Origin of the sequence: Methanosarcina thermophila TM-1, assembly GCF_000969885.1 — an archaeon.
Taxonomy (GTDB): Archaea; Halobacteriota; Methanosarcinia; order Methanosarcinales; family Methanosarcinaceae; genus Methanosarcina; species Methanosarcina thermophila.
This window is the reverse complement of the sequence record NZ_CP009501.1, coordinates 584,940-600,629: the sequence shown is the minus strand read 5'-3', so window position 1 is coordinate 600,629 and position 15,690 is coordinate 584,940. Positions and strand designations below refer to the sequence as shown.

The following is a 15,690-nucleotide window of genomic DNA, read 5'->3' as shown; positions in this document are numbered from 1 at the left end:
TCGCCAGAACCCAGTTTATCTTTTCAGCTCTTTTTCTATTATTTCAACAACGGTTTTCAGGACTTTGATTCTGGAATATCGTTTATCATTTGATTCTACAATAATCCACCGAGAATTTGTTGTGCTTGTTTTCTGGAGCATCTCGTCGGCTGCAATTTTATAATCATCCCATCTGCTCCGGTTTCGCCAGTCTTCGGCTGTGATTTTCCATGTTTTTTTCGGATCAGCCAGCCGGCTGTTGAAACGCTCAAGCTGGGTTTCTTTATCAATGTGAAGCCAGAACTTGATTACAATCGTTCCAGCCTGTGTCAGAATTTCTTCAAATTCGTTAATCTCTCTGTAAGCCCTTTTCCATTCCTCCTCACTGCAGAGACCTTCGACCCTTTCTACCAGGACACGACCGTACCAGCTCCGATCGAAAATTGTTATATGTCCAGCTCTAGGGATAGCTTCACAGAAACGCCAGAGGTAATGATGAGCTTTTTCAATGTCATTGGGCGAGCCCACTGGGACTACTCTGTAAAGCCTGGGATTGAGATTTTCTACAAGGCGATAGATATCTCCCCCTTTGCCTGCGGCATCCCAGCCCTCAAAAATCACAACCACTGGACGCTTTTTCCTGAAAAGTTCGTACTGGAGAGTTGCAAGCTTTTGCTGGTAAAACTTTTTTAATTCCTTATACTCGTCAATATCCATTTTTTTGGAAAGGTCAATTGTCTCAAGGATGGAATTCTTGAGCTGAGGGACTCCGCCGGTCCCCAGATCCGGGTATTTAAGGGTCTTTTCGGCTGAAGTTCGGGTTGCCTGCTCAATAGAAGCTTCCATCGCATGAATAACAGTCATCATAATCTTAAGAGTTGCAAAGTTCCTGTCATTAGCTTCCACGACTGTCCATGGAGCATAAGGCATATCGGTCTTTTCCAGCATATTCTCTACAAAAGGGAAATACTCATTATAATTATGGATAAGGTCAAGATCCCGGCTAAGTTCTTTTTCATATTCCTCAAATATGAGTAGAATATCAGCTTTTTTAAGTTCTTTAAAACGCTCATTATGTTCTTTTTCACTTATATGAAGGAAAAATTTTATGATAAGATATCTATCATCGGCAAGCTGCCGCTCAAAATAATTTATTTTTTCCAGGTATTTTCCCATTTCCTGTTCAGCTTTTTCTTTTCCCAGGCATTCTATAATTGCCCTGCTGTACCAGCTCCTATCAAAAATTGCAATTTTTCCTTTTGCAGGAATTCTGGACCAGAAACGTATAATGAAGGGTTTGAGAAGCTCTTCACAGCAGGGTTTGGTTATGGTATTGAAGCTATACCCTCTGGGATCCAGTGAAAGAATAAAACGGTTGACGTATTCTCCCATACCAGGAGCATGCCAGCCTTCGAAAACGAGAATAACCGGTATTTTTAAGTCCCAGGCTTTCCGCTGCAGTTCTCCAAGCTTGGGTTTAAGCAATTTTTCGCTTTTTTTGTACTCAACATTTGTTATTGCTTTTGAAAGATCGATCTTCTCAAGCATATGGAGCTCTTCTTGAATTTTAAAACAGGGGCTACCCCATTATTAGTAAAACACTAATCAAAGTGCATTACTGGTATATTATAATGCGTCTGATAAACTAATTCAATTTATTGATTCTGTGCCTTCACAGCCATTAAGCATGTGCAATATAGGTTCAAAAGCCTTGATTAATAATTTTTACTTTTAAATTTTATTTTTAAACTTTGCTTTTAAACTTTATTATTTAGTTTTTATTTCAATTAATATTTACATTATTTCAATTGAAAGAAGATTAACTTTTAATTAATTAATATATAATTTATTATTTTTTATACGATGAGGCTTTTAGAAAGTTAGGTGAAAAAATAACAAAATCTCGCTTTTTAAATCAAATATTTGTTTTAAGGAATTTTTGTTCCAGAGAGTCTATACAACACAGCAGAAAAAATATTTTATAAATACATGTTGATAATTATACCCAACTGTAACTATAATTATACGAGGTTTCAATCAATGCTACATTTTTTAAGTGCATTTATTATACATCTTTACATGGGATGCATGATAGATGGGATTATTTTAAGCTGAATAAATTAAGTTTGAATAAATATTTCTTATTCTACTTATTTACTCGACAAATATCTAATAGATTAAATATATTTCAGAACGACTAATTAAAAATCCATAACTAACTTATTGCAGTTACAATATCCAGATAGTTAAAATATATTATTTAATATATGCTTTATTTGGTGTGTTGAAAAATTACTATACATTTATTCTTTTAAACATATGAAAAAATAGTTATTATTGTGTCAATATATCTTAAAATATATCTTATATGGTACAAATCTATAAAAGAATTTATTGATTATACAATAAAATAGATAATTTAATGCAGTTAATTTGCCATCTGTTTGTTAAATTTTTAAACTTATAATTTTTAGAATATGTTTTATAACTTATGTTATAAAACATATATATTATTACTGATTAGTATGCATTAATTTCGTTACAAAAATACATACAATATAAGATATATGTTTATTATATAGTATTCTAATATGTTTTTTAAGTGTATCTCTCAAAAGTTCTACTTTATAAATTTCTACTTTGTTGCATATTATCTAACTAATACATTTAATTATTATGCTCACTATCCTCTTTATTTGTAATAAAAGTAATGTATATTACATAATACAGTATTTTTATGTTTTTATATGAGATTAAATATACAAATATGATGATTCAGTTCAGATCTATAAAACTAATAATTAAGTTTTTCATATGTTTATCTCATTTTTCTATACAGTCTATTAAAATGTGCCTATATTTATAATATACTTTTTTAAGTGAATCGTATAGACTACCCGACTCAAAGTTTGATAAAAACACATAGGTAAAATTTAGACAAATAATGAGATAATTAGTTAAATATTGAAATTAATATTCTTAATGGATCATATATGAAGATTACTGGGTCCATACCTCAGAAAAAAGTAATTAAATTCATTCATATAATATATATGAATATCTATGCTTATTTTTTCGGTTACATTTCTTTCATTTCTTTTTGCATTAAAGTACACAGTAATCGGCAGAAAACCCTATATTCATATAGTCTATAGAATAAACGACTTCACAAAATTGGGGTCTAAATGTCATTTTGCAGATATCATATAATCGATACATATAGAATATAGGAATGATAATGTTTAATGCGCTTTTTAGTTGTGAACTGATTTTTATAAATGAAAAAAAGGCCTAAAAAGAAAGATCTAAAGAAGTGAAAGGATAAGTTATCCTGAATATGCATTATGGTTATAGAATACAGGATTAATTATTACAGTTCAGGAGTTTTGTTCACTCGAATCAGAGTCTTGAGTAGATTTTTTGGAATAGTGGATCTAATAGACAACAGCTTGCTGGAAAAAACATTTTCATCAAAATTTAATTAGAGGAAGATCCATTTTTTTCGCTTTCTCTTCCATTTTTTTTCTACTTTTTTCTTGAACATCTCAGTCATGTTTACTTAAATTATATATAATGAACTTAAAAAATATTTAATTCCAAATTTTATGCGGATATATTTATATAATATTTTTTGGCCTGAATAGTGTATACAAACTAACTTTAAAACCCTCATAAACACATAGCTCTTAAGCTTAAGAAATTTAATCATGTAAGGAGTTAAAAGCTAAAGAGTTAATTCATAAAAGGTTAATTCATGTTATTACTAGGAATGTGAAATATGTTAAATAACATGTTTATTTTTTAAATAATTTCTTATTTAATAAAACTTAAATTATTAATCTTTATTAATATTTTTCAATTATAAGTATTTGAGTATATTAAATAAATATTATTTATTTTGGAGAAGAATATCTCATCCGTATGTAATATTATAATAATACACAAAAATAAACCTTGAATTGAACTATCAAAGAGATTGCAAAAATTATAGAATATAGAAAAAGTTGTAACAAATTATAATGCGAGTTTTACATCAAAGATTTCTTCGAAGAGTCTATATTTTTTGCGGGCTCTGTACAGGTATTGACGGACAGGAGTTTCTTCCTTTGCCCTGGCAAAAAGGGCTTCGATTTCTCCTCTGGAAAAGACGGCTTCAAGCTTTTTCATAGGAATTGCCTCAAGCCCTTTCCAGTCATCAACAATCTGGCTACTTATAGGAATAGGGATTGGTAGCAGGGATACCTGGACCTCATCTATCCAGTTCCATGCGGAATCATAGATATTTGCATAAAAAGTCCCGCAGGAAGTGCACTTTGTTACAATTATGGTTTTCTCATCTGCTGCATGGTAGCTGAGGCTCATAAGTATAGAATCGCAATTGGTGCAATTACCGATCTCATTTTCTTCCAGGCTGTAAGCAGGTATTCGGTTTTCCCCAATGCATAGATAGTTTCCTTTAAGGTCGTAACTGTACTCCATTTTTATGCGCTCCTGGATGAGATTAAGAGGGTTGAAGCTATCAGTGTTTTTCTTATTTTTACTTTCTTTCTTTATAAAGGTTATAAACCTATTAATACTAATCCCCTTTTTATAGAAAGCTCCTGGCTTTTACACGAACACCTAACTGAAAAATTTAAGAATGAGAAGAAACCCCGACAGAATAAATTTATTAAAGAGTTTTCATGTTCAAGTCAATATTTTAACTTTTTAAATTCCAGAAAATCAGAGAACTAGTGGTTTTTATATTATAATAAGTACAAAAAACGGACAGGTTTAATAGGTTAAATGCAGACTTAATCTATTTTCACAAGAAAATAATGTATTTAGATAAATATATTACATCAGTTTTTTAAATTTCCTTCCCGGAAACTGGAAGTTTCTCCTTTATAGATGTAAAACTTTTATAATAAATTTAAAAATAAAAATATAAAAGTGCAGCACTTAAAAATGAATAGCCTTTAAAGAGATTTGGGATTAAATCCTACTCAGAAGATACATAAAAAACGATATATTAGAGAAAGAATATATAGTATACAAAAACTGGATTTTAAGTAAAGTAAAATTGTTAATTGGATATCAATTTTTTATATCCATCTCCATCAGGACGAATAAATTTACAAATCTATATATAGAGCTATAACTTACATAGTTTACTACATCAGTAGAGGTGGCAATCAATGGTATCCATCCGAGCTAAAATTAAATCCAGGTTAGAGAAATTTCTTGAAGTTGATTCCAATGGATATCGAAGAGCGATTCTGTGCATCTTCCTCAAGGTAAAAAAAGCGACTATTGACGAACTGCATGAAATGCTTGTGAGTAAATATAATGTAACAAGGAATACGGTCGCATCCATGGTAGGGTATATCCATTCGAAGCTTGGAATTCTAAGGGCGCATAAAGAATCCTATAAAACCCCAATGGTTTACCTTCTGAGAGAGGAGTATATAGATCTGCTCATGAAGATTGTAACCTCATCCAAGGCGCCAGCAGCCGAATCTACAGCTTGAGAAGTTTACTATTTTACCCCCCAACTGCTTGATGGACAATGTCAATCGTTAAAAACGCACCCCGAACAGCAACGACTATTGTGGTAAGATCGGATGCTAACACCCGCATAAGTAACTCAAGAGACCCATATTATACCCTTATGCGGCGTATTTTTCAAGAGGATGCTACGGCTATCAGAGGTCAAAAGTTTCTAACAATAATTGAAGAACGTCAGGCTGCAGGAAAAGCCGTCCGGACTGACGAATGGAAGTACCTTCTGGAAGAACTCCAGATAGGGCGTGCCTCATTTTATGCGATGCGCAATAAACTGCTTGGAGCCGGGCTTATCTCCATAAAGAATAAAGAGTACAGGCTCTCAGGTCAATTTTCAAAAGATCTTGTGGATATGGCTCGCTGGTGGTGGACTGCAGTTCTAAATCAGCCCGAAGAAAACCTGTAAGAAGGAATTCCCCTCTTATTATTAAATTTAAAAGGTTAGTTCCCTCATCGAAACTCCTCTTATTATTAAATTTAAAAGGTTAGTTCCCCCAGCCGAAAGATATATATACGAAATCTTCCTTTAGAAAATACGCTTGAGGGCAAAAGAAATACACCCCGCAGCGAAAAATCATCGAAGCCCGGTAGTGTAGTGGTCAATCATGCGGGACTCTGGATCCTGCAACCTCGGTTCGAATCCGTGCCGGGCTATACATTATCTAAATAAACTTTTTTCTGTCCAAAAATAGAAAATCTTCCTCCTATTTTTGTACTTTACCTTTATATCAAGCGTTTTTCTCTAAGGTCTCATTACCTGCCATCGTTTCTGCACAACATGGACCAGTAACATAATGCTTGCCAAATAAAGGTCTGTCCGGGGAATTAAATCCCCTCTTTCAGACTTATCTGGCCTCGGTTTCTGTTGGTAAAGCAGCTATTTGTAACCTGACCGCTTCTCGCCAGCGCGCCCCTAGCACATACAATCCAATAAAGCCTACCACAACCCAGGTGGTGATCGCACCTAGCTCAAGACCAATAACTGGAGTAAGAACCAGGGACAACCCATTCCACATTGCGTGCAGAACGGAGACAAACAGGTATGCGCCAATCACGTGCAGGTTTATCCGGAAGCAACAGTCTTTGCTCTCACGGAAGAGTACACTGGCTAAAATTGCTGTCCATGTTCCGTGTCCCAGTGGGGAAAGCAGACCACGGAATAATGTCACTTCCACTGTTGCCGAAATGCTTCCCGAACTCATCAGGAAGCTCGTAAAGGCATAACCTGTACTTTCAAGGGCAGCAAACCCCATCCCTACTGCCGCGCCTAGGATCAGCCCGTCCATTTCCTGGTCATGTCGCCTGTGGCGTGAAATCATCACTACCCCCAGGATTTTAGCAAATTCCTCAACGAGCCCTACTGCCAGAGTCTCTCCTGGATTATACCGGATAATAAATAGTGGACCTAAAAAAGAAGTGGCGATAATAGCCACAAGCCCACCGTACAGGAAAGCCAGGGAGACGGTTGGCATCTTAAGGCGGCTAAATTGCCTGCGTTCGTATAAAAACGCAACGTAGGCAACCGGAACTGTAAAACTGCCGACTATCACCAAACTGGGGAACAGGTTGGGGTTGCCTGTCAGCAACAACGCCACCAGTAAGAGAACGTAGAAAATTGTTGCGGATGTTAAAACATTTAGCCAGGAATTCTTCCGTGTAACTGGTTTAGGCGATTGATCTTTTGCTGGGCTATCTGCAATTCCTCCCCTATCCAGTATCCCCAAATTCTCTTCCAAAATACGCCTCCTAAGTGTAAACAGTTTATTCTTGAGCCCAGATATCAACTCAGGACAGTACGAGAGCGTACTATAAAGTACAGATAAGTAGACAAAAGTCACTTCTGCCTTCCCGAGTATGGCTCAAACCCGAATATAGCCCAGATTTATTTAGTTTAACCCAAATCTAATATTCGTATATTCAAGTAATTATTATAAAGTCTTAACTTTATAATAATTAATCATTTATTTTGTTTAAATTATTCTCGTTGACGATTGCATATATAATTACGTATTAGTTTGAGAGAATTCAATCAGTATAAATAATACACTAATTGCTTTTCTTTAAGAGTTCTGAGGTCTTTTCTTCAGGAGAGGAGTTTTCCTCAAGAATTGGCATCCTCTTTATAGCTTATAAATCTCCAGCTCTCAATTCTGCGATATATGGATCATATATTGCAGTTGATCTGCCTGAAAAGCGTGCAATGTAATAGTCTGCCACAATACTGGCTTGCTGCTCGCGGTTATACTCACGGAAATGTTTTTTTGCACCAAGCCTGTACGTGTAACCCTCGCCTATCTGAGCAAGAAATGCTTCAACAAGGTATTGCGAACCTGTATGTTCCATCTGTGCGACATGGGTTAATTCATGTATAAGCCATTTCATATCTGCGTTGCCTGGAGCAGTATTAAGCTTTCTGGTGAAATTGATTGTGTGGAAGGTTGAAACCCCCATACCCGAACGTCTTTTTAACTTCGCTATCGTCCACGCAATGAATGAAGCTTCATCAATACGCACCCTCAGGTAATCGATTTTGTTTCCAAAAATGCTTCGCGCTTCCTGCTCTTCTATTGCTGTTAGGTTCCGGGTATTAGGCTTGACAATTTGCCATAAGCAGTCCATAATCTCAGGAAAGGCACAAAAATCAAGAATTTTTGCAATAATACGACCGGCACATATAGCAGAAAATAACAATCCACATGGTATAAATCGTAGAATTCCTTTTATCTGCCAGAATAAGTTTTTTACAGCTTTCAAACACTTACCCTATCCACAAATTATTTTTCGGGCTATTTTTACTCTTTGTTCCTTATATTACGCTATGAAACACATCTTATAAATCATATAATTCCAGAGCTTTAAAAACGTTTTAATCTTCTTAGTATATTTTTACTAGTGAATAAGTATTTTACTTATTACAAAAATATTTTTAAGCCTGTTATGCACATAGTTTAGGTGACTGAAAGGTCTTAGCAACTCATCTATCAAAGCTTACAGCTTAAGAATCTTAAGTCTCTTTATTGAAAAGTCTCTTTATTGAAAATTGAGCCTGTACCATAGCTTTTGATATATTACTAATACCAAATATATCCCGATCTGGATAGATAAAGGGTACAATTAAAGGTTGATGCTGGTGCATGATTCTGAAACAACCTGGCAACGATTGAAACCCTGTAATAGCTTTTTGGCACTAACTTTTCTTAAATTTTTTTTAGTTTTTATCGATAACTCATACAAATATATTTATAAATAATATTAAATAGCATAGAATACAACTATTAGATCTAATATAGCATTTTATTACACACTTTGTTGAAGCTTAGCAAAGTGAATGATTGGGTGAGCAACATAAACTTATAGCTATTTGGTAATCAGCTGATTGTCAGGGATCAGCAGGAGCTGAACAGTAAACCATATTTTACAAATTTTTAGCTATATACTTTTCATGATACCCATTTTTTTGGGTAAATATATATAGCTTTAGTTTAAAGCCCTGATAAAATTTATTAATATATGATTCTATAAGTATGTCGCTAATATAGTATTATGGGGAATAATAGTATGTAATTGAGGCATATGCAGTAAATATACACTGGGAATAAAATGAAGAATTAGCTAGGTTTAGTTACTTCGATTTTAAGTTTAGATTTTAAGTTTAGTTACTTTGATTTTGGGGGTATTAGTTGAATAAGCAACTGAAAGTGTTATTTATAGGAACCTATGTTCCAAAAGAATGTGGGATTGCCACATTCACAGCCGATCTTTTAAATTCAGTATCCTGGGGATACAATGATATTCATTGTGAGGTAATCGCTTTGAACGATCCCTCTGAAACCCACAATTATCCTGATGAAGTCGTTTTTCAAATCCAGAGGGACAGAATCGAGGATTATTACCGGGCTGCAGATTACATAAATCAGTCCGATATTGATATTGTATGTCTCCAGCACGAATTTGGGCTTTTCTGGGGAAACGCAGGAGACTACATTTTTGCTCTGCTATCAGGAATCAACAAACCTGTAATAAGCACGATGCATACTGTAATTCGGGAACCTGAACCTGAATATCGGGTGTCCACTGAGAAGCTCATAAGGTATTCCGAAAAACTAATTGTAATGAGCCAGACTGCAGTGGATATGTTAAAAGATGTTTACAAGGCTCCTGCTGACAAGATCGAATTGATCTTCCATGGAGTGCCTGACTATCCGTTCGATACCTGCGATAAATATAAAAAAATGTTGAACCTGAAAGGATCTCCGCTTGTCCTTACTTTTGGGCTTCTAAGCCCGAATAAAGGCATCGAGAGTATGCTTGATGCTCTTCCCGAAGTCGTAAGCCAGTATCCTGACCTTGTTTATCTAATACTGGGTGCCACGCATCCAATGATTAAAAAGAACTTTGGAGAAGCATACAGGGAATACCTCAAGAACAAGGTCTCAGAACTCGGGCTTGAGAAGAATGTAGTGTTCCATGACAAATTTGTCGAAAAAGAAGAACTCTGTAAGTATATCCTTGCCAGTGATATTTACGTATCTCCTTACCTCTCCAAAGAACAAATAGTAAGCGGAGCTCTTACCTACGCAATTGGCATGGGAAAAGCAATAATTTCCACTCCTTACTGGTATGCCCAGGAAATGCTTGCCGATAATCGAGGTTTGCTTGTTGATTTTGGAGATACGAATGGTTTTAGAGATTCTCTTTTGCACTTAATAGAAAGTCCAGAAGAGTGTGATAATATGCGCAAAAAAGCATATGACTTTGGCAGGAAGATGACATGGAAAAACGTAGGTAAACAATATAATACAGTTTTCACCAAAGCCTTAAAGAGCTACAGTGCCTATTCCAGCACCTCAAACAGATTTAGTTTCCTTCCAAACGAGCTGCCTGAAGTAAAACTTGATTACCTTAAGCTGTTGACCGATGACGTGGGCATTATACAGCATTCCAATCTTGGTGTACCGGCTCGCCATCACGGGTACAGTACTGATGACGTAGGCCGGGCTCTTGTTGCACTGACAAAATTGATAGACAGTCAAAAGAAAGCCGAGGAACTATGGAAGTTGATTACCACATACATGAGCTTCCTTGAACATGCCCAGACAGAGACAGGTCATTTCCATAATTTCATGAGTTATAAAAGGGAATTTCTGGATGAAAAGGGCAGCGAAGATACTCTCGGGCGTGCCATTTACGGGCTTGGGCATGTGGTAAGCTGTCCTTACCTCTCGAGAAATATGCGCACCCTTGCTCATACCCTTATAAGCAAAGCCATGCCTGAGATGAAGAAACTTAGCTATCCCAGAGCAAAAGCGTATACTATGTGCGGTTTATATGAAATTCTCAGAACAGATGTGGATGTCGATGAATTCGAACCTGTATTTAATTCGCGCAGGGATGCCGTGAAGCCCATAGACTCCCTTGCAAGTAAAGACGACTTTGAATCCATTTTTATCAGCCACGCTGATTCTCTCGTCGAGTTGTACGAGGCTAACCATAAAGAAGATTGGGACTGGTTTGAACCTATAGTAACTTATAGCAATGCAAAATTAAGTGAAGCCCTTTTACTGGCTTATGATTACACAAAAGACAGGACTTACAGGAAGGTTGGGCTCGCTACCCTCGATTTTCTCACTGAGATCCAGTGGAAAGGTGACTTTTTTGATGTGGTTGGAAACGATGGCTGGTATTCCTATAATGGGGAAAAACCGATCTTTGACCAACAACCCATCGAAGCAGGTTATCTAACTCAGGCTTATATTTCGGCTTACGAAATTGTGCGTGATAGGAAATATCTTGAGCTTGCAAAATACGCTTTTGAATATTTCCTCGGAAGAAATCGTTTGCAAGCTGTCATGTATGATTATTCCACAGGTGCGGTCTGTGACGGGCTCAACCGCGATGGTATGAACTGTAACCAGGGTGCGGAGTCCGTAATTTGCTTCCTTATGGCTTTAACTTCTTTAAACAAACACATGAAGAAAGCTTTCAGTACAACATTATTGCAATCCAGCACAAGCGGTGAACTGGATGATGGGGCTCTGGAGAAAAGAAAGAGCCTTTTGTCAGCAAATCAGGCGGAGTGAGAAGGAATATGATCTGGAAAGACCATGGGGAGCTATTTGTAAGATGCAGCAAGAATCCTATATTGACTGTTGACGATTGGCCTTACAGGGCGCACTCGGTATTTAACCCTGCAGCTGCGATAGTTGATGGTATAACCCTGTTACTGGTGCGTGTTGAGGACCACAGGGGATTTTCTCACTTTACAATTGCAAGAAGTGAGAACGGGATTGATGGCTGGGAAATTGACCCAGAGCCAACTTTTTCTCCGGACCCTGTAAACTATCCTGAAGAAATATACGGTATTGAAGACCCGCGTATAACTTATATAGACGAGATGGGAAAATGGGCTGTAGCATATACAGCTTTTTCTGATTCTGGTCCATTAACAGCTCTTGCCCTTACCGAAGATTTCCGTAATTTTGAACGGGTAGGAGCTACTTTGCCTCCCGAAAATAAAGATGCTGCTCTTTTCCCTGTAAGATTTAATGGCAAATGGGCAATGCTTCACAGGCCCGTATCTTTAATAAGCGGTGCAAAGGCAAATATCTGGATCTCCTTTTCTCCAGATATGAAATACTGGGGAGAACACGAGGTTCTTCTATATGCTCGAGAAGGAGGATGGTGGGACGCCAATAAGATAGGATTATCCCCGCAGCCACTGCGTACACCTGATGGGTGGCTAATTATGTATCATGGAGTACGCCAGACAACGGCTAAAGCAAGTTATAGGCTTGGGCTAGCTCTTCTTGATCTTGAGGATCCCAGAAAAGTACTCCACAGGTCGGAAGGCTGGGTTTTCGGACCGCGTGAAATGTATGAACGCAGCGGGGATGTCAACGACGTTGTTTTTCCCTGTGGATGGGTTCTTGTAGAAGATGAACTCCGCATTTATTACGGAAGTGCGGATACATCCGTATCCCTGGCTACTGCAAATATCAACGATGTCTTGAGATATATACATCAGTGTCCTGAGAAACAGTGTCCTGACGAGTATTGCAGGTGGTTTGAAGAGGATATAGAGGTCTCTACCGATCCGAAAAGAGGATACTTGAAATTGAAATAAATCTGAAGACTTAAAAAGTAAATAAAGATAAAATAAAAAAGTAAATAAAAATAAAAAGTTGAAATTAAAAAATAAAAATTAAGTCTGGGATATCAGTGGATTTGGGGGGTGATAGTATAAAAGTTGCGATGTTATCTCCGATTGCCTGGAGCACACCACCAAAAAAGTATGGCCCCTGGGAGTATATAGTGTCTTTATTAACTGAAGGCCTGGTAAAACGGGGAATTGATGTTACATTATTTGCAACAGCAGATTCTCACACCAAAGCGAAACTTCATGCTGTAGCTCCGAGACCTTATGAAGAAGATAAGGATATGCTCGTGAAAGTGTATGAATGCCTGCACATATCAGAAGTCTTCGAAAGAGCAAAAGAATTCGATATAATCCATAACCATTTTGATTATCTTCCTTTGACCTACAGCGCACTTGTTGATACACCTGTCGTAACAACCATCCACGGCATTTCTTCAAGGAAAATTCTGCCTGTCTATAAAAAGTACAATAACAGAACTTTCTATGTGTCAATAAGTGATGCTTACAGGTGTCGCGATCTGGACTATATAGCAACGGTTCGGCATGGGATCGATATAGAGAGCTTCCATTTCAACGAGAAACCGCAGGATTATCTTCTCTTTTTATCACGCCTGCATAGAGACAAGGGCGTAAGGGAAGCAATAGAAGTTGCAAAAAAGACCGGTAGAAAACTCAGAATAGCCGGTTTCATTGCTGATCAGGCTTATTTTGAAAACGAGGTTCAGCCCTATACAGATAATAATCAGATCATTTATGAAGGGCATGTTGACCCTGAATATAAAAAGGAACTCCTGTCGAATGCATATGCTTTACTGCACATGATAAATTATGATGAAGCTTTCGGAATTGGCGTTGTTGAGGCTATGGCAAGCGGGACGCCGGTAATTGCAATGAACAGGGGCTCAATGCCTGAGCTCATCCGAAATGGAGAAACCGGTTTTCTGGTCAGCAACATTGACGAAGCTGCAGAAGCTGTGCAAAATATTGATTCAATATCCCGCAAAGCTTGCAGGGAACATGCGGAAAAGCACTTTTCTGTTGACAGGATGGTGGATGAGTACATAAAAGTATATGAAACCATCCTGGAGAAGCGCAAACGTGAAGAGAAGAGACCATGGGGCTTTTATGAGGTGCTTATGGAGAAGCCCGGATATAAAGTCAAAAGCCTTACTGTTTTTCCTCAGGGGGAAATTTCACTCCAGCGTCATGCCCATAGGAACGAGCACTGGTACATAGTCAGCGGAGAGGGGCTTGTAACTAAAAACGAGAGTAAAATAAGGGTTCTTCCCGGAGATTCGGTCGATATTCCGGTGAATGAGATTCATCGAGTTACAAACATCGGTGGTCAAAACCTTGTTTTCATTGAGGTCTCACGCGGAGACTACCTTGGTGAGGATGACATTGAAAGGCTAGAAGATAAATATGGGAGGACGTGAGCAGATTTCATGAATTCAAAAAGTTTCATGAATTCAAAATCTGCATAGAAAATCGTGTACGGGCTCTTCTCTTTATATTTCCTTTACTGCTTTTTTATTGTTCTTTAATCTTTTCTTTACTGCCTTTTTAAATTTTTAAATTATCCTTTAATTATTTAATCAGGACATTCTGAAGTATTGTAGGCGTTTCTGACCTTTTCCGCTATTTCCTCACCCAGCCTTTCAGAGACATTCTGGATGAAAAGCTCGATATATTCGAATGGAACACAGCCAAGGCTTTCTTCTCCTGATAGAATGAGCCTGACAAGGTATTCCAAGTCATATCTGGATAGCAGCTTTATTCTCCTCAGGAAGTCCTGGGCATCTTTCGCATAGTGATTTGCCAGGGGAGGGAGTATGGAACGATAAGCCATTCCCGAGCCCGAACAGAGATACCCCTCACATTCCGGAGCAACGGTTTTCAGAATACTGATATCTGTTTCTGAGAGTATTCTTGCCATGTTAATCACCAGTGATAAAGGTATAGAATTTGTGCTTTCTAGATCTTTCAAGAATATAATTACAGGCACTGTATTTCAGAAGTAATAAATATATGCAAGTTAAGGTACACAGATAACATATACAGATTAAGTATACAGATTAAGCACAGATTAAGTATACAGATTAAGTACAGATTAAATACATAGATTAAACGCATACAGAAGGTAGGTCTGAGGCTTATCCTGTATGAGAATGATTCTGTTTTTCTGCTATTTAACGATAAGGCTTCACTACCTGAAGGATGCAGTCTGGATTGTGCATCATAATTCAAGTTTCATAAGGTCTTCAGCAAGAATCACATCTCCTTCAAAGTATCTTTTCAGGCGGTTTATAGTTTCCTTCTCATGTTCCTGCATGTCGGGGTAGAAATGTGTGAGGCAAATAGTTCCGATTTCTACATCGGATTCTTCCAGAAGGTCAGCAAGTGTGCTAGGAGTGGTGTGGTTTGTGACTTTCATGCCCTGGGGAAAAGAACATTCGTGAATTAGGAGATCGACATCGGCTGAGAACTCTATTATCTTTCTTGAGGGCTCGGTGTCTCCGGAATAGACAAACTCTCCATCCTCTCCTATCACGCGGTAAGCCAGAGTCGGAACGCTGTGCGAGGCTGCCGTGCAGCTGATCTCACAGTCGAAACCATCAGGAGTGAACGCTTCTCCCGGGAAGAGCTCGATAACATCCACATCCACTTCTTCCTGAAGATACTCATAAGCGTCAAGCACTTTCAAAAACCATTCTTCGGTTCCTTCAGGTCCGTAAACCTTCATACTGGTACTTCCGCGGAGCCAGTTTGCCTTGATAAGAGGGTGCAGGTCAGCCACGTGGTCAAGATGAAGGTGCGAAAGCAATACTGTATCTACCTCGGTATGGGAAACCCCAGCCTCAGGGAACCTGCTCAATACGCCGCTTCCGCAGTCGATTAGCAGCGGCTTGTCCTCAAGCCTCAAAAGCACTCCTGACTGTACCCGATTCAATTGAGGAATCGCAACTCCAGTGCCAAGAAATGTGATTTCCATGGGTTAAAGAATAAACTTT

At 37.7% G+C, this 15,690-nt stretch carries 11 protein-coding genes and 1 tRNA gene; 6 read left to right on the top strand and 6 right to left on the bottom strand.

Annotated features, from left to right (window positions below; translation table 11 throughout):
- Positions 1 to 15: 15 nt before the first annotated feature.
- A complete protein-coding gene (pap, locus tag MSTHT_RS02575; RefSeq protein WP_048166433.1) occupies positions 16 to 1,527 on the bottom strand; it encodes a polyphosphate:AMP phosphotransferase in 1,512 nt (503 codons plus the stop codon).
- Positions 1,528 to 3,993: 2,466 nt separating this feature from the next.
- Positions 3,994 to 4,458, bottom strand: a complete 465-nt coding sequence (locus tag MSTHT_RS02570) for a hypothetical protein (protein ID WP_048166432.1) — start codon at positions 4,456 to 4,458, stop codon at positions 3,994 to 3,996.
- 698 nt (positions 4,459 to 5,156) lie between these two features.
- On the opposite strand from MSTHT_RS02570, the gene MSTHT_RS02565 reads away from it, so the two are divergent.
- The 3 genes from MSTHT_RS02565 to MSTHT_RS02555 all read left to right on the top strand — a co-directional run bounded on the left by MSTHT_RS02565 (position 5,157) and on the right by MSTHT_RS02555 (position 6,177).
- On the top strand, positions 5,157 to 5,489 hold the full coding sequence (locus MSTHT_RS02565; protein WP_048166431.1) for a DUF2551 domain-containing protein: 333 nt from the start codon (positions 5,157 to 5,159) through the stop codon (positions 5,487 to 5,489).
- A gap of 38 nt (positions 5,490 to 5,527) precedes the next feature.
- Entirely contained in the window at positions 5,528 to 5,929 is a 402-nt protein-coding gene (locus MSTHT_RS02560) for a hypothetical protein (RefSeq protein ID WP_048166430.1), read from the top strand.
- A gap of 175 nt (positions 5,930 to 6,104) precedes the next feature.
- A tRNA-Gln gene (locus MSTHT_RS02555) sits at positions 6,105 to 6,177 on the top strand.
- Positions 6,178 to 6,368: 191 nt separating this feature from the next.
- Here the strand turns inward: MSTHT_RS02555 and MSTHT_RS02550 are convergent.
- The gene (locus MSTHT_RS02550; RefSeq protein ID WP_231588235.1) at positions 6,369 to 7,073 is read right to left on the bottom strand and encodes a PrsW family intramembrane metalloprotease; all 705 of its coding nucleotides are present in this window, start codon (positions 7,071 to 7,073) and stop codon (positions 6,369 to 6,371) included.
- A gap of 577 nt (positions 7,074 to 7,650) precedes the next feature.
- Complete coding sequence (locus MSTHT_RS02545) at positions 7,651 to 8,277, bottom strand: hypothetical protein (RefSeq protein ID WP_231588159.1); 627 nt, start codon at positions 8,275 to 8,277, stop codon at positions 7,651 to 7,653.
- Between the two features lie 926 nt (positions 8,278 to 9,203).
- On the opposite strand from MSTHT_RS02545, the gene MSTHT_RS02540 reads away from it, so the two are divergent.
- From MSTHT_RS02540 to MSTHT_RS02530, 3 genes are all read left to right on the top strand, one after another.
- The gene (locus tag MSTHT_RS02540) at positions 9,204 to 11,603 is read left to right on the top strand and encodes a glycosyltransferase family 4 protein (protein WP_048166429.1); all 2,400 of its coding nucleotides are present in this window, start codon (positions 9,204 to 9,206) and stop codon (positions 11,601 to 11,603) included.
- Between the two features lie 8 nt (positions 11,604 to 11,611).
- Positions 11,612 to 12,646, top strand: coding sequence for a glycoside hydrolase family 130 protein (locus tag MSTHT_RS02535; protein WP_048166428.1), 1,035 nt, complete (start codon positions 11,612 to 11,614; stop codon positions 12,644 to 12,646).
- Between the two features lie 95 nt (positions 12,647 to 12,741).
- Positions 12,742 to 14,115 (top strand): glycosyltransferase, encoded by a 1,374-nt coding sequence (locus tag MSTHT_RS02530; protein WP_231588158.1) that lies wholly within the window; start codon positions 12,742 to 12,744, stop codon positions 14,113 to 14,115.
- A gap of 155 nt (positions 14,116 to 14,270) precedes the next feature.
- Here MSTHT_RS02530 and MSTHT_RS02525 read toward each other — a convergent pair whose 3' ends face one another.
- Both MSTHT_RS02525 and MSTHT_RS02520 read right to left on the bottom strand, forming a co-directional pair.
- Entirely contained in the window at positions 14,271 to 14,615 is a 345-nt protein-coding gene (locus MSTHT_RS02525) for a hypothetical protein (protein ID WP_048166427.1), read from the bottom strand.
- Positions 14,616 to 14,915: 300 nt separating this feature from the next.
- Complete coding sequence (locus MSTHT_RS02520) at positions 14,916 to 15,671, bottom strand: MBL fold metallo-hydrolase (protein ID WP_048166426.1); 756 nt, start codon at positions 15,669 to 15,671, stop codon at positions 14,916 to 14,918.
- Positions 15,672 to 15,690 lie beyond the last annotated feature (19 nt).